Origin of the sequence: Streptomyces sp. NPDC021012 (genome assembly GCF_044333355.1) — a bacterium.
Lineage (GTDB): Bacteria > Actinomycetota > Actinomycetes > Streptomycetales > Streptomycetaceae > Streptomyces.
Map to the genome: position 1 here is coordinate 1 of NZ_JBIRQU010000026.1, position 22442 is coordinate 22442.

14 protein-coding genes and 1 pseudogene are annotated in these 22442 nt (G+C 66.8%); 10 read left to right on the forward strand and 5 right to left on the reverse strand.

What is annotated here, in order from left to right:
- From ACH4TP_RS39545 to ACH4TP_RS39555, 3 genes are all read right to left on the reverse strand, one after another.
- The coding region (locus tag ACH4TP_RS39545) for a transposase (RefSeq protein WP_398440635.1) at nucleotides 1–478 on the reverse strand (478 nt) is incomplete at its 3' end.
- Nucleotides 479–616: 138 nt separating this feature from the next.
- Nucleotides 617–2134: a hypothetical protein gene (locus ACH4TP_RS39550; protein WP_398440636.1), complete on the reverse strand. Its 1518-nt coding sequence runs from the start codon at nucleotides 2132–2134 to the stop codon at nucleotides 617–619.
- A gap of 132 nt (nucleotides 2135–2266) precedes the next feature.
- Nucleotides 2267–2800, reverse strand: coding sequence for a hypothetical protein (locus tag ACH4TP_RS39555; RefSeq protein WP_398440637.1), 534 nt, complete (start codon nucleotides 2798–2800; stop codon nucleotides 2267–2269).
- 583 nt (nucleotides 2801–3383) lie between these two features.
- On the opposite strand from ACH4TP_RS39555, the gene ACH4TP_RS39560 reads away from it, so the two are divergent.
- The 8 genes from ACH4TP_RS39560 (at nucleotide 3384) to ACH4TP_RS39595 (ending at nucleotide 15157) form a co-directional block, all read left to right on the forward strand.
- Complete coding sequence (locus ACH4TP_RS39560; RefSeq protein WP_398440638.1) at nucleotides 3384–3911, forward strand: hypothetical protein; 528 nt, start codon at nucleotides 3384–3386, stop codon at nucleotides 3909–3911.
- Nucleotides 3912–3979: 68 nt separating this feature from the next.
- Nucleotides 3980–4459 carry a DUF2690 domain-containing protein gene (locus ACH4TP_RS39565; RefSeq protein WP_398440639.1) on the forward strand — a complete coding sequence of 160 codons (480 nt, stop codon included), beginning with the start codon at nucleotides 3980–3982 and terminating at the stop codon, nucleotides 4457–4459.
- Nucleotides 4460–4467: 8 nt separating this feature from the next.
- Nucleotides 4468–7542 carry a hypothetical protein gene (locus tag ACH4TP_RS39570; protein ID WP_398440640.1) on the forward strand — a complete coding sequence of 1025 codons (3075 nt, stop codon included), beginning with the start codon at nucleotides 4468–4470 and terminating at the stop codon, nucleotides 7540–7542.
- 194 nt (nucleotides 7543–7736) lie between these two features.
- On the forward strand, nucleotides 7737–8306 hold the full coding sequence (locus ACH4TP_RS39575) for a hypothetical protein (protein ID WP_398440641.1): 570 nt from the start codon (nucleotides 7737–7739) through the stop codon (nucleotides 8304–8306).
- 566 nt (nucleotides 8307–8872) lie between these two features.
- Nucleotides 8873–12664 carry an SGNH/GDSL hydrolase family protein gene (locus ACH4TP_RS39580; RefSeq protein ID WP_398440642.1) on the forward strand — a complete coding sequence of 1264 codons (3792 nt, stop codon included), beginning with the start codon at nucleotides 8873–8875 and terminating at the stop codon, nucleotides 12662–12664.
- Nucleotides 12665–12666: 2 nt separating this feature from the next.
- Nucleotides 12667–13440, forward strand: a complete 774-nt coding sequence (locus ACH4TP_RS39585) for a hypothetical protein (protein ID WP_398440643.1) — start codon at nucleotides 12667–12669, stop codon at nucleotides 13438–13440.
- Between the two features lie 392 nt (nucleotides 13441–13832).
- Nucleotides 13833–14198 carry a hypothetical protein gene (locus tag ACH4TP_RS39590; RefSeq protein ID WP_398191772.1) on the forward strand — a complete coding sequence of 122 codons (366 nt, stop codon included), beginning with the start codon at nucleotides 13833–13835 and terminating at the stop codon, nucleotides 14196–14198.
- A gap of 53 nt (nucleotides 14199–14251) precedes the next feature.
- On the forward strand, nucleotides 14252–15157 hold the full coding sequence (locus tag ACH4TP_RS39595; protein ID WP_398440644.1) for a hypothetical protein: 906 nt from the start codon (nucleotides 14252–14254) through the stop codon (nucleotides 15155–15157).
- 982 nt (nucleotides 15158–16139) lie between these two features.
- Here ACH4TP_RS39595 and ACH4TP_RS39600 read toward each other — a convergent pair.
- Nucleotides 16140–16519 (reverse strand): annotated as a pseudogene (locus ACH4TP_RS39600) (IS5/IS1182 family transposase); the annotation flags it as partial.
- 251 nt (nucleotides 16520–16770) lie between these two features.
- On the opposite strand from ACH4TP_RS39600, the gene ACH4TP_RS39605 reads away from it, so the two are divergent.
- Both ACH4TP_RS39605 and ACH4TP_RS39610 read left to right on the forward strand, forming a co-directional pair.
- Entirely contained in the window at nucleotides 16771–19971 is a 3201-nt protein-coding gene (locus ACH4TP_RS39605) for a tetratricopeptide repeat protein (protein ID WP_398440645.1), read from the forward strand.
- A gap of 234 nt (nucleotides 19972–20205) precedes the next feature.
- Nucleotides 20206–20622 carry a hypothetical protein gene (locus tag ACH4TP_RS39610; RefSeq protein ID WP_398440646.1) on the forward strand — a complete coding sequence of 139 codons (417 nt, stop codon included), beginning with the start codon at nucleotides 20206–20208 and terminating at the stop codon, nucleotides 20620–20622.
- A 252-nt stretch (nucleotides 20623–20874) separates the two neighbouring features.
- Here ACH4TP_RS39610 and ACH4TP_RS39615 read toward each other — a convergent pair whose 3' ends face one another.
- Nucleotides 20875–22278 (reverse strand): peptidase C39 family protein, encoded by a 1404-nt coding sequence (locus ACH4TP_RS39615; protein WP_398440647.1) that lies wholly within the window; start codon nucleotides 22276–22278, stop codon nucleotides 20875–20877.
- Nucleotides 22279–22442 lie beyond the last annotated feature (164 nt).

Below are 22442 nucleotides of genomic sequence, written 5' to 3' on the forward strand. Positions count from 1 at the left end.
GCAATGCGTCCAGGGGCGCGGTCCAGGAACTGCGGCCCGTCTCCAGCGCGCAGATCACCGAGTAGGGCCAGCCGGGAACGGGAATGTGCTGGTCCTTGCCCCGTCCGTAGGTGTGGCACAGGATCCGCTGCGGTGAGGTGTGGGCACTGGGCCGCAGCCAGCAGGTGATGTCGGCGGCCAGGACCAGCCGGCTGTCCGCCGCCCGCGGCAGCGACACCGTCGCCAGGGCCCGCCGCAGCCGGGCCACATCGACCCGGCCCGCGGCCAGAGCGTCGTAGAGCCCACCGTGCCCGCGGCGGTGTTCGCCCACCAGCGACAGTTCCACCAGCGACCGGACTGGACCATCGGCGCACAACACCGCGTCCGCGAGCTCGAACAGAGCGTCCGCACGCCTGGTCAGACAGGAGTAGAACTCACCCCGGAAGCGTGACAGTTCCGCAAACGGATCCTGCCGGACGACGTGATGCAGCAGACTCATCCCACGGCCTTCGTGCTGAGCTTGTGTGTTCCTTGGTCGGATCACATGCTCAGCCGAAGGCCACCTGCGCATAAGGCAGTTACCAGTCCGAGTGATCAAGTACGAGGCCCCGTTCGGACCCCAAGGTTAAAGATCAAGTTAGGCAGGCATGCCCATGTTCTTCCAGTTCGCAGGCCGGGATACGGACTTGTTCAGTGTCCCGGCGACCGCCTGGTCCGCGGCCCACTCCACCTGACGGGGGGGGGTCGGCTGGAAGGCTTGCTTACGTATGTCGTTACGCGGCACGGCACACGTCCGCTCCGCCTCGACCGGATCCGTGGGCGATCCCCCGAGTACCGAGGACGCCGCTGTCTCCGATAGTGCCGTGGTCTTCAGCGCCTTCGGCGCCGCCCTGCCACCGGACAGTGCGGGGGACATCGCGATCCCCGCAGACCGTACCTTCGCGCTTCCCAGGGGCTTGCCACCCGGAAGTGCCTCGAGGACCTCGGTCTTCCCGGTGCCCATCAAACGCAACTCGGTCCGGACCCGGCGGGATTCGCCCTCCTCGGGGGCGAGAAGAGGAGACCCCTGCTCCGCCACCCAGGCGGTTCCCACAGCTGCTTCGCCGCGGGTGGAGATGCGGTCGTCCTTCGCCAGGTCGCCCCGATTTCTGACGCTTCCCGGCAACGGCCCCAGCGACTTGGCCTTACCGGTGACGTACACGGTGCCATCGGCAGAGGACGCCAGATCCCATTTCATCAGGCCACCGCGCACCAGCGTCGCCGGCGTGGCACCGCCGCTTCTGATCTGCCGGGCAGTCACCCGGCGTGCCTGGCTGTCGCCTTCGTCCGACTTCTTCGATACCGAACCGGGAACCCGCTCGATGAACGTGACTCCCCCGTCCTTGTCGGCCTGGAGCTGGAAGGGAACGCCATGCGTACGTGCAATCGTCTTCCGCTTTCCGTCCTTGCCGACCCGAACCAGTCGCCCGCCCTCGGCAGCGACGATGCCCTCCGCGGTCGGTACGGCGGAGGTCACCTGTCCGTCGAGCAGCAGGGGCTTTCCGGCCTTGCCCGCGGCCATGTCGACAGAGATGAGACGGCTGCCGCTCTGCTTGTCACCGTCGTGGGACAGCTGGGTGAAGACCGCGTTCTCGCCCTCACCGCAACCGGGTGAGAAGTACGCCAGCGATGCCTGGTGGGGAAGCTTCGTGACCCGCCCCGTCTCCAGGTTCACCACAGCGGTGAACGCACCTCGCGCCATCAGCTCGGGCTTGTTGGTGAAGGTCCGAGGCGCGTAAGCCACCGCGGCGCGTTTGCCCGACTCAGTGACGCACGCGTTCCCGATCCAGCTGTCGGCGTCGAAACCTGGTTCGGAAAGAGTGGCCGCGGTTCTCCACTCGTAGCCCTTGGCCGCGTCCGCCACCAGGATGTGGAACCCTTCCGCATCAACGGACGTGGTCCACGCGACATCCTTGGAAGCGGTGTACCCGCTTCCCTGTACCGACGCGCGGCGCCGTTCCGGAATCGCGCCCGCAGGCCCATCCCCATCCATCGCCGCCGGCGTCGTCGTCGACTCGGCCGACCATCCCTGCACCGCGTCGTCAGGCCTCCCCGGATCTCCGGCCATGGCCTGCGCGGGAAGGGCCGTCATCAGCGCTACCGCTGTGGAGACCACCACGAGTAAGCGTGCCCGCAGTCGTCTCACCGGGCGCCGCCAAGTGTGCTACTCGTTCTGCTTCCGCATCTACCTAAGCTGCCTGTCATCGGCTGTCCTCTCGTGCCCTCGGGCCGGCGGGAAGTGCGTGGTCTACTGGTAGATGTCGACGACCAGGCGGTTCGGCTGGGTCAGCTGGAAGATCTGATAGCTCGTCGACGGCCCCAGCGTGATACCGAACTCGACGCGCTTGTCGAATCGGTTGTCGAACGCCTGCAGGAGCTGGATGCCCTTGAGAGCAGGAAGGTTGAAGCTCTGCAGGGTCGGGCTCGCGAAGGTCAGGTTCCCCGCATCGTCATAGACGTCGGTGTCCTCCATCGTGATGAAGAGGTACGAGGTACCGCGGACCTCCAAGAACTCCGTCTTGCCACTCCACGGGGTGTACGCCCCCGTTGTGTTCGTCGACGTTGTGACCTGAGTGCTCGATGTCAGGTCGAACACGAGCCGGTCGTATCCGGTGTGAGTTGCAGCGCGGGTTCCCAGGACGCAGGTGTGGGAACACGTGGCGGTCACGCTCGCGGTCCGGGTTTCGGCCGCCGACGCCGTGGGCGACACCAGGAGCGAGAGAAGCGCCACAGCCGCCAGCGGAGTGAAGATACGCACCAGGGCACGTCGTGTGAGACGCATAGCGTCAGGTCCTCCTTCATGTGCGCGATTGATTCGGGTCGCCCAACTCAAGAGGTGTCACCCCGCCTCTGCATAGCTAATTTCGTCACATTGGCCAAAACGTAGAAGTTGAGCGGCTCGAATAGTTGACACGTGCTCGCTTGACACTCCTCCTCACTTCACCCATATCGCCCCTCACGGCTTCTAAGTAGGTGCGTGAATTTTCGGACACTCTCTCCCTGTACTGAAGATCGAAAGGGAGTGGCGAGGCCTCGAACCTCACACTAGATCCGCACGGGGAAGCAGGTAATTCCAGGTAGGACGCGGCATCCTCGCGCTGGACGGGCATCGGTTCACTTCCGGCCGTTTCCGAGTCGACTCTCGGCCCACCCCCTCCGCCGCACCTAAAGTGGCGCTCGCCGGCGGATGGCCGGATTTCCCTCTCGCCATTCATTGCACGCGCGCGGTGACTCAAAGAACCCCTCCGATGGCTGAATTCTGTCGGGGCCGCGCTGATACCTGATGCACTAAGCGAAAAGACCTAGGCGGGATGTCAGGTACCTGCCCTACGCTGCGGCTCTTCCGATCTGAAGAAGGAGCCACCATGCGTACTGCAAGACGCGTGCTCGGGCGGTTCGTCGCCCCGGCCGCCACGGTTCTCCTCACGACGCTGGCTGCCGCGCCCACGGCCTCGGCCACGCCGGCGGCGACGGCCGAGGTCTGTGAGGACATCTGCGTCGACGGCGTACGTGCCGCCGCCCACACCGGCTACGACCGCGTGGTCTTCGACCTGGGTGCGGGGCCGCTGCCCATTGTCGAGGCCCGTCAGTCCACGAGCCCCGGGTACGACACCCCGGGTGGTGAGCCGAGGACCCTGACCACCACCGGCTCTTCCTACCTCTTCCTCAGCCTCAAGGGCGCCGGCCCCGGGGACTTCACCGCGACGAACCCGAGCCTGGAGGCGTTCAACCTGCCGACAGTCAAGGCGGCCCAGTACATCTACTCGACCGGCAACATCCTCGGGTTCACCGCCGCGATGGACTTCGGGATCACCCTCGACGGTCCCGTCTCGCGCTACAACGTCTTCACGCTCACGCAGCCGAACCGCGTGGTCGTGGACATCTACCGGTAGTACACCCACTCATCTCGCTCAAGGAGAATGTCGTGCGCGCAAGAAGTTGGGGACGGGTAGGAGTCGCGGTGGCGCTCCTATATCTGTCCCAGATGCTGGCGACGCCGCCGGCATCGGCCGCCGAGACGGCCGGCTGCTTCCGGTCCACCTGTACAGGCAAGAACCCGGTCACCATGGGATGCGACGCCGATGCCCAGGTCCTCGAACAGATCAACCAAGGCAACGATATCGAGCTGAAGCTGGTCTTCTCGCCCGCCTGCGGGGCCACCTGGACAAAGGTGAGCGTCAACCCTCTCTACAAGTACCCGGTGTGGGCGGCGCTCTGGCAGATGCCGACACTGGGCGGTTTCGAGTCACCCCGCCCCACCCCCAGCATCACCTCGACCAACGCAAGCGATGTCTCGCCCATGGGCGACTGGAAGAACACCAGCAAGGCCTGCTGGAACGGTCTGAAGGATGCCTGGGATCCGGAGCCCCTGCTCTACGAAGAGGGTGGCCGCGTAGTCGTCACTCCGCTTGTCAACGGCGACTGCACGGAGTGGATATGAGAGGGACCATGCTGAAGCACTTACGGACGCCACGGCAGCGGCTCACCGCGCAGGTGGCTGCGACCGCCGTGCTGGCGTCCTCGCTGGCCCTGATCCCGTTCGTGTCCCCGACTGCTCCTGCCGAGGCGGCCGACGTCACCACGAACGTCCTCTTCGGCACGCCGGAGACCGCCCTCGGTAAGGACTACGAGAGCTCCACCGACGTGATCGTCAACGGTACCGGCGACTCGGACGGCTTCCACATCGTGACCGCCTCGGAGCGGGAGGGCTACGCCTTCCGCGAGGTGGCCTCGCTGCGGCGCAAGGACATCGACGCGGGCCCGTGGACGGGTTATGTGTGCACCACCGGCTCCGGCCGGTACGCAGCCGCCGTGTACATGCCGTCCATGTGGGTGAACAAGCCGGGAGCCGCCTATCGCGGCGCCTTCGCCGCCGTCGTGCGGCTGAGCGACGGCAAGGTCACCGAGGTCGCCCGGGGCGTGCAACTCGCCTACTACTCGCCGGGCTGCGGTGAGGACGACCGGGTGCTGTTCTCCACCAGCTCGGCCACGGACACCGACGCCGGGGACACCACCGTCATCGAGGCGGACGCGGCGGCGGGCAAGGCCATCGGCGTCAGGAAGTTCCCCGGGCAGCTCACCCACGCCCTGCCCACCCCGCGCGGTGACTACGGCGTCCTCAACGGCGACCTCGTGAAGCTGACCGGCCATGGGAAGTCGGCACGGGCGCAGAAGCAGACCGCGCTGCCCGGCCCGGTCTTCGCGCTGACGTCGTCCGCCGACGGAGCCCTCGACCTCGGTGTCGTGCAGGGTCGCAAGAGTGTCATCAATCGCTGGCACGGTGGGAAGCTCACCGCGCTCGGCTCGGGTGAGATCGGGAAGCTCAAGCTGTTCCCGCGGAAGGGTGGTTCCCTCGCGGTCGGCGATGTGGCTGGCGTCGACACCTCGCGTGCGCCCGGCCTCAAGACCCAGCCCTTCAACGGTCCTCCCGCGGGCGTGTCGCGCGAAGGCCATCTGATCACCACGTCGCTCGTTTCGGACGAGCTGAAGGGAGTCATGGCGCCCGAGGGCACTCCGGAGGCGAAGGCCACCGCCGACGGCCGGGCCGCAGGCCTGATCCGTATCCAGGCGACGGCCGTCCGCACGGGCGCCAAGGCCTCGGTCGCCTTCGACACCGACACCGCGCGGGTGAAGACTGGCGGCGCGGCGTCGCCCGCCCTGGATCCGGCTGCCTTCACTGTCTCCGGCACTCCCACCCCGCGCGCGCAGGCGCTCGCAGCTGATACGGAGCCGAGGGACGACGTCGAGCCCTACAACTGCGATGAGGGCGTCAAGGAGTCGATCTGCCTCTCCAGAGAGGGTGCCGAAGTCTTCGTCGTTGACGGTCAGGTGAAGGGCTACGAGATCCCGTGCCTGGTCAAGCGGAATGACCCGAAGCGGCAGGCGCTCCAGCCGAGCGCCAATCAGGTGGAGTGGGCGGTCGACCAGGCCGTGCATGGGTACCTGACGACGCAGCGTCCGGCGAACTGGCATGACACCGGCCTGCCCGCGTACAGCCCGCAAGGCCTCTTTCCCAAGCCGGTCCTGACAGGCGGCGGCGACATCCCGGCGCAGGTGGTCCTCGGTATCCTCGCCCAGGAGTCCAACTTCAAGCAGGCGTCCTGGCACTCGGTGAACGGTGCGGCGGGCAACGTCCTCCAGGCGGACTGGTTCGGCAACGGTGCCAGCATTCACTACTACCCGAACAGCGGTAAGTCCGACTGCGGTTATGGCATTGCCCAGGTCACCTCAGGCATGCGGGACTACGACAGCCCGCCTTTCGACACCACTCGGGCCGGGGCCATCACCACCGACTACGCGACGAACATCGCGGCCGGCATGCAGATCCTCGCCGAGAAGTGGAACCAGCTCAAGGCGCTCGGCATGGAGGTCAACGGCGGCAGCCCGCAGTGGATCGAGAACTGGTACATGGCGCTGTGGGGCTACAACAGCGGCGTCTACACCGACCCGACCAAGCCCCGCGGCCTCGGCTTCTTCAACAACCCGGCCAACGCGACCTATCCGCCGGACCGGCAGGGCTTCCTCCGGGCGACGTTCGACGACGCCGCGCACCCCGCCAACTGGCCGTACCAGGAGAAGGTCCTCGGCTGGGCGGAGACCCCGCACAAGACGTGGAACTGGGAGCCCTCGTACATGGTTCCCGACTTCCCCGGCGCCCAGTCCCTGCTGAACCTGCCGACGAACTACGGCATGTTCTGCTCCCCCTCAGTCAACAACTGCACGCCAGGTACGACCAACCCCTGCCCGGCCATGAACGAGAGCTGCCGCTGGGCCGGCAGCGCCGCCTGGATCACCGGGCAGAGCGAGAGCAACTCCTCGCGTGAACAGCTGAGGTTCGCCCTCGGTTCCCCCGAGTCGGCACTCATCGCCAAGTACCCGTCGGGGCCGTGCATGACGACGCCCGACGGCACTCCGGGCACGATCGTCATCGATGACCTCAACGGTCGGGAGGACGTCTACGGATGTGCGGCCTCCGAGGCTACGTCGGACGGCAAGTTCACGATGCAGTACGGGGATGGCCTCCTCATGTACCGCGATCAACTCCTCACATGGCGGGCCACCCCGGCCATCGCGCAGATCGACGTCCATCAGTTGGGCGCTGGCTATAACGGCCATGTCTTCTTCACGCACTCCTACCCGGAGAGCGACTTCTTCCACAAGGTCACCGGGCGTTGGAAGCTCAACCCGGCCTACCTGCCAGGCCCGGACCAGCCCGGTAGGCGGTACAACGTGTGGATTCATCTGCCCAACCATGGCGCCGAGGCGACCGTCCGCTACACGACCATTCCCGGCCCCAACAAGCAGGGGCTGGGCGCGGACACGTGCCCCATCAACCAGGCGAACCGGACACAGGGCAAGGACGCCTGGTTCAAGCTGGGCTCGTGGCTCTTCTGGAAGGGGGGCGGTGTGGAGATGGACAACGAACATCTCCCCGGTACCGGGGACGCCAACGTGGCGTTCGACGCGGTGGCCTTCGTCCCCACGGCTACGCCCGACAAGGGCAATTGCAACATGGGAAAGTGATGAGAAGCGCGCACTCGATGCATCGCCGGGTCGTGGCGGCAGTCGCTCTCGTGGCTGCCGTCACCCTGGCCGGCTGCACGCAACACGAAGATATGGCGGCGGAACCGGGCTCCGGGGCCGTCGACACGTCGGCATCGTCCGTCCCGAACCCGTCCGCCCCGCCGCCATCCGCATCCTCGACGGCCCTTCCCGGTATGACGGCTACGAAGCCGCCGTCCGCCGCGGACTGGCCGGACCGGGCTGTGACGGCCGACCGGGCGCCGAGGCTGGGGGAGAGCAAGGTCATCACTCCCGGTTACCGGGTGGACGACTTCCTGACCGGTCTCGCCGCGCGGTGGGACGTCCCTCTCGGCAAGCAGAAGCTCATCGACGTCCCCGGGGACCGCAAGATGTGGCACTTCGCCGGGGCTGTGTCGAGCGGCGGCGAAGAGCAGCTCTCCATCGCCGGTGTCCCGACGGAACAGGGTGACATCGTCGGATTCTCATGCCTGGTGAACGCCGGCCGGACGAAAGCCGGGGCGTTTCTGGAGGACTGCGTCAAGACCGGAATACCGGGCTGGAACAACGAGCGCGCGGTTGCGTGGTTCAGGACGGCGAAGCAGCAGGTCGACGCCCTTTACACCAAGGAACACCAGACTGTGTTCAGTTCCTTGTACGTGTCCCGCAGCGCGCACGCGCTCCTGCGCAGGTCTGGCCCCATGTCCGACTCGACCGGAACGTACGTCCTTTTCGTATCCGGCGGGGAGATCACCGAGAACTCCTGACCGGCTACTACGGCGGATAGAGGTGCTCTCCGATCCTGGTGCCAGCGCGCCGGTCGCGAAGCGGGACAACCGCTTCGCGACCGGCGGGTGTCTGACCACCCTGACAGCATCCTCACCGCGGCACGCCGCTGGAGATCGAGACCGCTGAGACGGACGTCGACTGCCGGGTCGCACACGACGTCACCCAAGTGTGGTTCGACGCGGTGTCGAACGCCCAGCGCAGCAAGATCGCTGCCCACATCGACGAATTCGACGCGGCTGCGGCCGCAGTTCAGCGGACCGCCGCCAAGGCCACAGCGGCTTGATCGGCGCGAGCATGCAGGAGCGCCGCAGCTCGGCGAAACCCCAGCTGCGGTGTTCCCGTACCGACACATCCGGAACACCCGCTTCCCTTCGATCATCCAGGAGTGTGCAGAACGTTGACCAGACCATCACGAATAGACAGAAGAGGGTTACGCCGCGCGGCTGCCATGCTGGCCGGAGCCACGTTGGTAGTCGGCCTCCTCCAAACCACCCAATCGGCGGCGGCAGTACCCGGCCCCGGGCGCGGAAAGCAGGTCACGCCGTTGCCTTCGACTGAGGGCATTGATGCCGACAAGAACCTCGGCCAGGGATGGCGGAGTTCCCCGGACCGGGCCGTCACCTCCGCGGCCGACGCGGACGGCCTGCGCATCCTCACCGCCGACAGCGCCGACGCGTACCGGTGGAGGACCGTCGCCGTCCTGTCCGAGTCCGAGATGCAGGCGGATTCCTGGATCGGCAACGAGTGCGTCATGGACCGCTCGCACGTCGCGGTCGCCTACGCCCCTCGCGCCTTCACGAACCACCCGGACCTCATGTCGGGCGGTGCCTTCACCGCCATCGTCGACCTGGAGACAGGTCAGGTGACGAAGCTGCCGTTCACGGCCTCCCTGGCCTACTTCGACCCGGCCTGCAACCCAGACACGCGCACGGCCGCGTTCACCGCGTTCCGGGAGGGCCAGAGCCGTCTCCTCACCGTGAACACCACTGGCGACACCGTGTCCGACACGGTCGCCGCAGGGCAGCTGACCTCCGCCGTCCCCGTCGCGGACGGCACGATCGCCGCGCGCGGCCGCAACCTGGTCCATGTGAACCGGACCGGGAAGATCAAGAGGCTCACCACCACGGACAGCGCGCCCTTCGAGATCCATTCCTTGGGGAAGGACAAGGTCGCTTTCCTCGACCACCGCGACGACACGGCCCACGCCAAGCTGTGGCAAGCGCACGGACAGACCGCTACCTTCGCCACCGGAAAGCTCGGCGACCTCGGCCTGAAGCGGGGCGGCACCAGCAAGGTGTTCCTCACCGGCCGCCCTGCGGGAACTCCGCTCACCGCCGGCACCGGAATCACGTACCTGGCCGCGCCAGCCGATGCCGATGTCTCCAGCGACGGCCGTCTGGCCGTCGACCCGGTCCTCTCGCCCGCGATACGAAGGGGTCTGGAGCGGATCAAGGGCGCGGGGCGGGACTTCACGAGGTCGGAACCCACACCACGGGACTCCGGCACACCCTCCTCGCCATCGGACGACGAGCAGCCGCTGACCGTGACGGCCACGGCGACGGCGACCGGCAAGCACCTCACTCAGCCGGTGGAGGACCAGGGCAGCGGATCCGGCAAGAGCACCCCCTCGCCGGCCCTGGCCACCGCAGGCAAGGCTGAGAGCGCCTCCTCGGCTCTCGCAGCCACGGCCACGGCGATCGCCAACGATCCGGTCGACACGGACCGCTGGTGCTCGGTGCCCCGAAACGACGTGAACAGCCAGGCGCTGCAGCCGACACCGAACCAGGTCGAGTGGGCGGTCGACATGGCGGTGCGTGGCGAGCTGCGCTCCCAGTGGATCACGCAGGGTGGCTGGCGCTCTCAGATCGGTCTGAGCACGATCGATCCACAGGGGCTGTTCCCGCGGCCGACGCTGACGGGTGGAGGCCGTATCCCCGCCCAGGTGCTCCTCGGCGTGCTCGCCCAGGAGTCGAACCTCTGGCAGGCCGAATCGGGCGCGATTCCCGGCCAGATGGGCAACCCGCTCGCCGCCGTCGCCGGCTTCTACGGGCACAAGGGCAGTGACGCGAGCTCCTACTGGAAGATCGACTGGGGCAACTCCGACTGCGGTTACGGTGTCGGCCAGGTCACCGACGGCATGCGAATGGCCGGACACGAGAAGCAGGGCGAGACCTCGTACGCCCCCGCCACGCAGCGGGCCGTCGCGCTGGACTACACCGTGAACATCGCCGCGTCGATGTACATCCTGGCCGCCAAGTGGAACGAGCTGCACAAGGACGGGCAGAAGATCACCGTCAACAACGACGACCCCGCCAAGCCGGAGAACTGGTTCGCCGCGCTCTGGAACTACAACCTCGGGTTCAACGCTCCCACCACCCAGGGGGCTCCGTGGGGTCTGGGCTGGTACAACAACCCGGCCAACCCGATGTATCCCGCGTCTCGCGGCCCCTTCATGGAAGGAAGTCCGCAGGACGCGGCGCACCCGGAGCGCTGGCCGTACGAGGAGAAGGTGATGGGCTGGGCGGCCTGGTCCATCGACACCGGCCACTCCTACTCCACCGACGGCCGGCAGGACTGGCCGGGCGAGTCCGGCTTCTCCTCCGCCGGCTTCCGGCCCGCTTGGTGGATCAGCGTCCCGGACCGCACACGGATCAAGCCGCCGCTGAGCGCGTTCTGCAACACGGTGAACAGCTGCGACCCGAACAACCCGCCGCAGTGCACCACCGAACTCTGCTACTCCCAGTACTGGTACCGCGGGTCCAACGTCACCTGGAAGGGTGACTGCGCGAGCACCTGCGGCAACGAGAACATCAAGTACCAGACGCTGCGTGCCGAACCCGGCCGCGGCTACCGCCTCCAGTACGGCACCCCGGCATGCACCCCCACGGGGCTTCCCTCCGGTGCCCTCGTCGTGGAGTCACTGCCGAACGGGGCGCAGACCTGGAGCGACTGCGGAACCTCCCAGTCCTCGGGAAGCTTCCAGTTCACCTTCTACCCGGATGCCGACGGCAAGTACGAGGCCAAGGGCGACCTGCACCAGATTGGCGGAGGCTACGACGGCCACTTCTGGTATGCCCACACCCGCGACGACAAGCATCTCGGCGGGCCCAACGGCCGGATGACCATCACCGGCACCTGGACCCTCGGCCAGAGCCTGGACAAATGGGTCCGCGTCTTCGCGCACATGCCTGACACCGGAACGCACACCCAGCAGGCCCATTACGTGATCAAGGGCGTCGCGGGCGGCGACCGCGACCGCTACGTCAACACGCACTTCGGTGCCAACAAATGGGTGGACCTCGGCGTTTACCACTTCACAGGAACTCCGAAGGTCGAGCTCTCGAACAGCACTGACGACGGCACCGCGGACGACGACATCGCCTGGGACGGCGTCGCCTTCCAGGTCCTCGCGAAGAAGCCGCAGCACTTCGTCGTCGCTATGGGAGACTCCTACTCCTCCGGCGAGGGCGCGGGCAATTACTCGCCCGAGTCGAATACCTCACACGGAACCAGCCGGTGGAACGCCTGTCGGCGCAGTGCCAACTCGTGGGCCCGCAAGGTGATCCTGCCGTTCCAGAGCACCGGAATCGGCGCGCTCAGCGACGGCTACAGCGAGTCCGTGGCCTTCCAGAATGTGACCTGCTCCGGCGCACACACCGATCAGCTGACTCCTGGGAACCCGAACTCCTGGGGACGCATGGGGAACTACCACGAGAAGAGCCAGAGTGACTCCGGAGTCCTCAGCGCAGACACCACGCTGGTCATGCTGACCATCGGTGGAAACGACGGTGACGCCTTCACGAACGCGGTCGTCAACTGCTGGTTCCCCGGTCTGTGCGACAAGAACGACTACATAGCGAGGATCGACCAAGCTGTCGCAGACACGGGGGGACTCATCGGGGACATCGCACTGAGGGCACCGAACGCCCGGATCGTCCTCATGAACTATCCACATATCGCGAGCCAGACTCAGTGTCAGATGTCCAACGACGAAGTGCTGAACGCCTTGGCCGACTACATACGCGACAAGCAGAGGGCCAAGGTGGAAGAGATGAAGCAGGGTGGGGTCAAGGTGGCCTTCGCCGATGTAATCCCCGCGTTCCAAGGGCACGCGATCTGTGACACCGACGAGTGGATCAACGGCGTCGTGGCGGGCCCGAACGGTGACGGAGACTTCCACGACGGGGATCCGGACAACCAGATCCCCTGTATCAAGCAGCCTGGTGTGAACACCTGCATCAGTCTCGAGTCCTTCCACCCGAAGGACCGCGGCACCACGGCCTATGCTGCGGTCATGGACCAGACGCTGGCCGACATCGGCTACTACGGCGGCTAGACGTGCTCTCGAAGAGTAGTGCCGGCGCGCCGGTCACGAAGCGGGAGAACCGCTTTGTGGCCGGCGGCTGCCTGGTCATCCTGGCGGTCTTGATCCTGGTCCTCGGCGTTCCGGTCTCCTGGTTCTGGTATGCGGCCTGGCGTAACCATCGAACCACCGAGGATCACGAGGCGAAGGCCGTCGCCTCGCTTCTCCAACAGGCCGACTACATGGCCGACCACTCCGGTCGCGCGCTCCGGGCGAGTGGCACTACTCGTCCCGACGTACTCACTGGCCTGATCTGGAAGCACACAGAAGCACCGGTGATCAGGCACGATGCCACGCGCGGGGGCTTCACCGCCGTGGTCGAGAAGGCAGTCGATTACGACATGGTCAGCTTCTATGGAGTCAGGCCCGGGAGGGCGGTCCGGTGCCTCGTCTTCACGTACGCCCACGGGCCCGGCGATACGTGGACATCCGAAGTGACCGTCAGCGAAGCCGACGCGTGCCGAAAAAGCAATGAGATCCAGAGCACGGCTCGGGAAGCACGCATACACCTGTCGCGTATGCCGAGCGAAGCCCTGACCGTCGGCGGGATCCAGCAGGGACTTGATCCCGCCGGACGACCGGACCTTCTGACGGTTCAAAGCGTGACCCGCGAAAGAAGCACGCTATCCGTCTCCGCCACGATCTCCAGCTGGGACGGAACGGCCAATCAGTGCTATCGACTCACCCGACCCATCTCAGGCGGCAAGGCGGAGAGTTCCACCATTGCCGCTCCCGCGGCCTCGTGTTGAATCGGCCATCTTCATGACGTCTTCAGGACACGCGTGCGCGCCGTCACCGCGATCGAAGTAGTGTGCGAAACGCTTGGGTGGCAAAAGGTACGTGATTACGCAGCGAATCACGGATCCAGACGAAGAAGACGGACCCCACGGCGATTCACTGTCGGCCCTGGAGGATCGCCAGACGTAGCGGGCCACATGGTCGATTCTTCCCCAGGCGGACAAAAGAAACGTGAATTGAGGTACATACCTTGTCCAGACGGACAATATTAGGCGCGGCTGCCACGGCGACCGCAGCACTGGCGGCCGTACTCGTTCCGGCTTCCCCCGCCAACGCCTACGTCACCTACACGGACTCCCACTGCAGTTCGTCGACGGGTTGCCTGGCTATCTTCTACAACAGCATGCAGAACATCGGGATCTTCGCGAGCGCCTGCTTCACCACCAACAGGACCGAGGACTCTCATCTCGGCTACGACTACCTGACTTCCTCGGGTGTGCAGGAAGTCCGTTACCAGTTCAACTACGGATACGGTTTCGGGTACGGAAGCTCGTCGCTGCCGAACGGCAGCAAGTGCCTGGGGACGGACCCGGGATCCGGGTTCAGTGTGAAGAACAATGCCGCCGGCGCCTCCAACGGAGACTCCCGATCCCACCGGATCTTCTACAACAGCAATCAGCAGGGCACATACCAGACCATCGAGGCCGGCGGTAACGAGAACCTGATTGCTGCCCTGAAGAACGAGAACGCGAGTAGCGCGAGGCTGTGATGACAATGCGACGCACATGGACCGTTTCCCTCGCATCCGCTTCTCTGGCGGCTGTGCTGGCAGGCTGCGGACAGCAGACGATCGACAATCCGCCTGCCCGGAACGCCGCCGCCCCCGCGGCCGACCCCGCGCAGCCCGGGCCGCAGGTGTTCCGGGACAACTGGCCGGCCAAGGTACCCACGCGTGGTCTCGCCAAGGGCCTCGCCCTGCCATTGGAGGCATACATGACCTCCTACGCCGACGAAATCGCCGTCCAGCAGGCCAGGGACAACGCGGAGACCGCCTGCATGCGCCGCTACGGGTTCGCCAACTGGCGCACCGAAGACCTCGGCACCGCCCCTCCGCTCGCGGACAACGCCTCCAACATGCCCCGCCGCTACGGGCTGACCGACCTAGCCGAAGCCAAGGAATACGGCTATCGACCTCCGCACCCGGGCCGGGAGAGTACCCCGCCCCCGGAGCGCGATGCCGCTGACGCCGTCACGGTTCTTCAGGGCCGTCAAGACGGCGGCGACGTCACCTCCTTCAAGGGCAAAGCTCTCCCCGACGGAGGGTGCACCGGCGAAGTGAACCGCAAGGTCGGCACTCTCGACGCAAACCTGGTCGAGCGCCTCAGTGGGGAGAGCTTCGAACGCTCCCAGCAGACCGCTGCGGTCAAGGCAGCGATGGGTCAGTGGTCCCAGTGCATGAAGGGCCGCGGGCACGAGGTCAACAACGTCTGGGACACGGACAAGCTGTACTCACCCGTCGCCGGCACAGCGAGCTCCGACGAGATCGAGCTCGCGACGGACGACGTCGAGTGCAAGACGACGACGGGTCTGGTCAAGGTCTGGTTCGACGAGGAAACCGCCATCCAGAAGCAGCTGATCAAGGACAACAAGGCGAGCCTCGACAAGGCCCGATCCCGGCGGAACAGTACTCTCTCGACAGCATCGGCAATCAACGCCGCCGCTCGCTGAGACTGCTCTCCGTCGATCAGGCACGAAGGTGCTCACCGTGCAGGAGAGAGAGGACATGCAGTGCTCTCTCTCCTGCGGAGGTGGACACGATCACAGCACAAGTCCACCAAGGGGCGCCGTAAATCGGCGCAGGGGGGAAATCAGCCGCAAGCGACGTGGGGAGTTATATCTTCGGACCAGCTACTACCGTTGGGGGCACCTTCCCGGAATTCGCTCACCACGCAATGGCCATTTGTGTTCGTCTGGACCACTGGGCCGGCATACCAGGCGAACTGGCCACTGTTTGATTGAACGCCGGCACGTCCGACAACGGCCAGATTTATACCCATTTCATGCTTGACACCAGCCCACTTCTTGGCGACCAGGACCGCACAGTTGGTGCCGTTATTGGCTGAAGAGTAGTAGATTTGAGCGGTGGACCACACAGATCCGTCCACGCCCATCAAGTTCTTCGAATAGACCATGGATCCAGCGCAGCCGTAGGATTCGGCGGATGCACTGGGAGCCAGGCCCACGACTCCAGTCGCAGCCATGGCGAGAACAGCGAACGAAGCGACAGGGCGACGCATGTCAATCCCCTCAGTGAATGAGCTCACTCTGAGCTGCTAGTCACTCCGAACGATATTGCGACTCCCTTGTGAAATTCAACCATCGTTTTCCGCTCAGTGACTGAAAACAGACCCTTTCGAGAGGTCCAGCGCGAAGCAGGAAGGGGCGAAAGAGGCTCCGAAATTTTTGGGTTCGAGTAGAGTCGAGCGATATTGCCGAATTGGTGGCGGTCGGCTAATCTGTCGAGTCGCGATCCATCTGATTTGGGTTTCGCATTTTTCAAGCCAAGATGAAATTCGCCAAGGTCGGCGACTCGTGGCTGCGCGCTACAAGTGGCCGATTTTCATCAGCTCGCCCCCGGGGCATGACGTACTAAAGTGTGTTGCAGAAGATTGTGTCCGGGCAGGTCAGGGCCGGTTTGCGGCCGGTCCGGTCATGCGGCGAGGGCGAGGTTGTGCATGTGAGCAACGGCCTGGACCGAGTGGTGAAGGCCATGACCGCGCTGGCGGCAGTCGCGACGGATCTCGTTGTGCAGCAGGGCGCTTACGGTGCGGGACGATGAGCCTGGTGTTCATTTAGGCGCCGTCGTCCGGCACGGTCACGCCCGTACACACTTGGGCCAGGCCGGAAGTCCCGCCAGGCCCTCGCATCAGCGGCGCTGCCCGGCACCGGAAGGGCCGCCGCGACCACCAGCTTGGTGTCGGCGTCGATATTGACCTGTACGTTCGCGGAGAACCGGTGGTTGCGTAAGGATGCACCGATCTTCCAAACGCGGACTGGGACGAGGATGCCGTCCACTATCCACAGCCGCTCGAACTGCCTCATCCGCAGCCCGATGAACGTCTCCGCTCACAACGGCTCAGCCCGGCCGATGCTGACCCGACATGGGGAACGCGTACGCTCCGTGCTGGAGAGCGAGACACCCGACCGGCCCGGAGATCGGACTGAAATGGGTGCACTCAGCAATCCATCGGTGCGGCAGCTTCTTCCGGGCCGGGTCGCGCCCGGAAGCGGCAGAGAACAGTCGGCGGACATCGTCGGCGACGGAGGTTGACGGGCTTTCGATGACGAACTTCACCTTTGAGGCGACAGGATCCGGGTCTGTCGCCGCCCATCGCATCGGGACGGCGATCACCGGCCCGGTCACCATCCTCACGGCCGAGTTGCTGAACTCGGCGCGCGATGTCCAGGCGCCTGCCGCGTTCACCAACCTGCCGCCGCTCCCGCTATGTCTGGGCCGCACGGACGCGCTGGGCTGGCTGCGCGACACACTCAAGGCGGAGCTCGGGCAGCGAGCCGCCAGGACTGCTGTCATCCAGGGCCTCGGCGGCGTCGGCAAGAGCACCCTGGCGCTCGAGTACGCCCACAGACACCGCTACGACCACACTGTGGCATGGTGGATCGCCGCCGGATCTCCCGCCAGCATCGAGCAATCGCTGGCCGACCTCGCTCTGCGGCTCATCCCCACGTGGGCCGGCACCGCGTCGACCGAAGAACGCGCCGCTTGGGCGATGATGTGGCTGCAGTGGCATCCAGGTTGGCTGCTGGTTTTCGACAATGTCGAGGATCCGGCCGATCTGCGGCCCTACATCGGCGCGCTGAACGGCTACGTCATCGCCACCAGCCGACGGTCGGCCGGCTGGCCGACCTCCGTCGCGACGCTGGCCCTGGACGTACTCGACCTGGCTGCGGCAAGTGAACTCCTCTGTAGGTATGCGCTCGGCGAGAACCCGCCGACCCCCCGCCAGGTGCATGAAGCCCGGGCCCTCTCCGCTGACCTGGGGCAGCTTCCCATCGGTCTGATGCAGGCTGGCGCCTACCTGGCGCAGAACCCGACGATCGGCATCGAGCGCTACCGCCGAAGGCTGATCAGCGCGTTGGACAAGGCTGCTGAAGGTGTCGACCCAGAGCGCACCGTCGCCCGCATCTGGCGCCAGACGATCAGCACCCTCACGGAGCGCAGTCCCCTGGCGGTATCCGTTCTGTCCACGTTGGCGTGGCTGGCGCCCGATGACATCCCGGTGGAACTGCTGGCCCCTATCGCTGACGACAGCGACGAACTCCACGAGGCCCTTGGGGTCCTTGGCGTCTACTGCATGGTCTCCCTCACCCAGGACACGGTGAGCGTCCACCGACTGGTCCAGGCCACCCTCCGAAACCAGTCGCCCTCTGGTGGCACGGCGCCGACTGGCCGGCTGGAGGCCGAACGGCTGCTGTGCGCCGCGGTCATCCCGCTGGGAGAACCGCCCGACTCTGGCCGGTCCCCCGCATGGGATCGGCTGCTCCCACACCTCGTCGCGCTCGCAGTCACCACTCCTGACGGGCACGCAGATACCTTTCCCGCCGGACGGTACGCGAGCGCTGCGACCTATCTCCGTGACCTCGGCCACGACGCCCGCGCCGTTCCGCTGCTCACGGCGGCCCTCGCCCGCTGCGAAGCGCTCGCCGGCGCCGAGCACGAACTCACCATGAAGGTCCGCGCGAACCTGGCCAACGCCTACCACGGAGCCGGGGACTTCGGCCGGTCGATCGCGATCCTCGAACCGATGGTCGTCCAATGTGCGCAGGTCTTCGGCGACTCGCACCCGGGGACGCTCACCGTTGTCTCCAACCTTGCCAATTCCTACCGTGACTCCGGCGATCTGGCCCGTGCCGTCGCACTCCACGAGGAGACATTGGCGCGACGTAGGCAAGTACTTGGCAACAACCACCCCGACACTCTCGTCAGCTGCGGGGAGCTGGCCCGCACCTATCACGCGTCCGGCGACCTGGATCGTGCCATCTGTCTGCATGAAGCGACCCTCACGCAGTACGAGCGATCACTAGGACCAACGCATCCTGCCACGCTGACCAGCCGGAACGGCCTTGCGGCGGCCTACCTCGCCTCAGGCGACCTGTCCCGCGCCATTCCGATGTACACCGCCGTGCTCGCCCAACGGCAACAGGCACTCGGCGACAGCGATCCCGAAACCATCACCAGCCGGGGCAACCTCGCCTACGCCTATGCGATCGCCGGACGCCCCGACCGGGCGGCGCAGCATCTCGAAACGGCCCTGGCCCGGTGCGAGGAGGTGTACGGCGAGGCGCACCCGGAGACCATTACCGTCCGCGCGAACCTCGGCTGCGCCTACCGGGACGCCGGAAACCCGTCCCGTTCGCTCCCACTGCTGGAGGCCGCGGCCGCGCAGAGCGCCTACCTGCTGGGCGACACCCACCCCCAGACACTGACCACCAGGAACGGGCTGGCGCAGGCGTACCAGGCCGCCGGCGACGCCGAACGGGCGATCGCCGAGTACGACACCGTCCTCGAGCACCGTGCCGCGCTGCTCGGCGAGACCCACCCCCACACCCTCGCCACCCGAAGCGGCCTCGCGAAGGCCCACCTTGCGGCGGGCGACCCGGCTCGCGCCATCCCGCTGTTCGAGGCCGTCGTCGCCCAGTGCGAGCAGGTCCTCGGCGAGGCGCACCCGGACACTCTGGCCAACTACATCGGCCTGGCCGACGCACTGCGCCAGACGGACGATCCAGCGCGGGCCGTTCCCCTCGCGGAGACGACACTGGAACGGTGCATCCGGTCGCTCGGCGAGGACCACCCGCACACCGTGGTGTGTCGGAGCAACCTGGCCATCGCACACCTCACAGTCGGCGACGCCCGGCGCGCCGTCCAACTTCTCGAGGCCACCGTGCGAAACGCCAGCCTCACCTTCGGCGACACACACCCACACACTGTCACCGGCCAGACGAACCTGGCCGCCGCCCACCTCGAGTCCGGCAACGCGACACAGGCAGTCGCCGTCCTGGAGGACATCCGCGCACAGCTGGAGGCCGAACTCGGCGGCGCCCACCCGCAAACACTCCACTGCACCGCCATGCTGGCCCGCGCCCACGGCAGGTCTGGCAGCCCCGCCCAGGCGGCCGAACTACTGGAACACAGCGTCGCGCTCACCGAGAAGGAACTCGGCGCCACCCACCCGGACACACTCGAGCAACGGCAGAACCTGGCCGAGATCTACCGGTTCGCCAGCCGACCCGATCTGGCCGTGCCACTGTACGAAGCCAACCTCTCCCATTGGCAGCAGACCCTCGGCGACCACCCGAACGTCCTGATCGCCCAACTCGCCCTGGCGGACACCCACCAGGAAGCCGGCGCACACCGAAAGGCGATCGCCCTCTATCGCGCAGCCCTCGACCGGATCGAGCCCGTCCTGGGCCCAGAGAACCCGCTCGTCGCACAGATCCGCGGAAGGATCGACTCAGCCAAGTAGGCCACTTCGGCGGCTGGCCGTTCGTACCCCCGTCAAAGTTCTCCGTTTCCTGGTCAGCGGCCTGGTGGTCGGGGTGTAGCCGGCTGCGCCAGAGCCAGGAAGGTGTTCGCTTGACCCGCGTGGAGTGAGGCCGATCGACGGGCCGCGAATTGCGGAGTTGTCGCGTGCACGCTGGCTGGGCGTCCTAGTCTGATGCCCTGGCCTCAGTCAGTAACGGGAATTCAGAGGTGGTTTGTGGGAACGGAGATCGTGCAGTTCGTGGAGCAGGCAGGGCCGTATCTAAGCGCGGCCCTGGGTGCCTATGGTGCGGGGGTGCTGGCTCGGGCTGAGGACGCTGCGGTGGGAGCGACGGCGAACGCAGGGCGCAGTATTCTGCACGCGGTCTGGCGGCGCCGGAGCGCGGCCGGACGCCCGGAACTGGAGGCGGCGGTACGTGAGGCAGCCGAGGAACCGGGGGACGCCGATGCTGCTGCCGCCCTGCGCCAGCAGATCAAGCGGGCGCTACGGGAGGATCCGCAGTTGCTTGCGGAACTGGCCGCCCAGCTTCCCGCGGCCGGTTCGGTGACGATCACCGCGTCTGGTGAGCGGTCCATCGCCGCACAGACCATCGGCACGGCCGTCACCGGCGACAACACCACGATCCAGCCGTGACCCAAACCCCTTGCCCGCACAAGGCGTGGTACCGCGCGATCAGGCGGCTCGATCTGCCCGAATGCACTCCGCACGACTTGCGGCACAAGCGGACCACCGTGCCCCTGACGAATGGCGTGTGCATTCACTAGGCGTCCCACTGACTCGGACATCGTTCGATCAAGGTCACGACAGACCGGCACGGCCACCTCACGCAGGACGGCCAGGAGCGCTGCCGTCAGGTCGTCGAGACGACCGTCGGGCCGCACATGCTCACGCCAGGCCGAGTGCCTGCAGTGCGCGGTGCTGACTTGGTGCTGACTTGACCGGCCAGAAGATGTAGCAGACGCCCCCCGTACCGCCTCTGACCTTGCCGTTTGCGTCATAACGCTTGGTCCGCAGCCAGATGTTCTCCCACTCGCGCCGCCGGTAGACCCGGCGGACGGCCTCGTCGCTGGGAGAGGCGGGGTCGTTGGCGATGACGTCGCCGTCCGCGGTGAAGCCGATGACGGTCATCAGGTGGCCCGAGGTGCCGTATCCGGCTCCGGTGAGCTCGTCCTTGCGGAAGGACTGGGACGTTATGGCCGGGATGCCGGCCGCGACGAGCGATTCGAGCTCGGTGAGCGAGCGGAGGCGGGTGACCACGGCGTTCATGTCGGGGTAGGTGGCCGCGTAGGCGGCGTTGAAGGGCCAGTTGCCGCAGCCCTGGTACTGGTGGTCGTAGGTGAAGCGGGCCGCGTGGCAGACCTGCGGGTCGGCGAAGGCGGGGTCGACCCAGGCCAGCTGCTCGGCCGAGGGGCGGCGGCCCCAGTACTCGACGATCATCTGGGAGGAGGTCGGGCTGCACCAGGCCTCGCCGCCGTTGTCGTACTCGGGGTACTGGCCGACGTGGATGTTCTGGGAGTAGCGCGGGACGGTCAGCTCGTGGTCGAGGCCGGGCTCGGAGGCCGGGACGGTGAAGCGGTCCGGGATGTCCGAGGCCATGGCGCCGAGCCGCCAGACCGTCGGGGTGAGGTCGCTCCCCGGGGTGCGGTACAGGGTCAGGCGGAGGCGGTACGAGCTCAGCCGCAGGCCGCTCGCCGCGTCGTCGATCGCGAAGGTGTCGGTCCAGACGGCGCTCCGGCCGTCACCCTGGTCGTCGACGGAGGTGCGCCGGATGTCCTCGTCGCCGGAGGCCCAGCGGCCGAGCACGTACCAGGGGGTGGTGGCGCCGTCGGAGTACGTGCCGGACAGTTCGACCTGGAGCCAGGTGCCGGACGGCGTCTCGGCGTTCCAGGAGGCGATGACCTCGGTGGCGGGCACGGCCGGGGTGTGGACGGGCGAGGTCCAGCTCGCGTACTCCCAGGCGGAGGTGCGGCCGGTGTGCGGGTCGGTGTAGTCGAGGCGCCCGGCGGGGGCGTCGAGGACCAGGCCGGGGCGGTAACCGGCCACCGCCCGCGTACCGGCCGTCGTGCCGCACCTCCAGTCGGTGTACGAGGACCAGAAGCGGTTGTCGACGAGCCCGGCGGCGGGGGCGTGGCCCCGCTCGGCGCGGTCGTCGGAGGCGCGGTCGTCAGAGGCGCGGTTGTCGGAGGCGCGGTCGGGGGCGGACGCGAGGGCGGGCCCGGCGGCGGCCGTTCCCGCGGCGGCCGCGAGCGCCGCGGCGAGGACGGTTCTGCGCGGGGTGGAGCTGGTCATGGGCGGTGACCCCCAGTCGAGAACGGTGGGCGTACGGAGCGGTGGACACAGCGGGCTGCCGCGCGGACGGAACGGTGCCGGCGGGTCCGCGCGGGCCCACTATCCCGGCTCCCGCGGGGCCTCCGCCAGCACTTCGGCCCGCGTCGCCGCACCAATATTGGTCT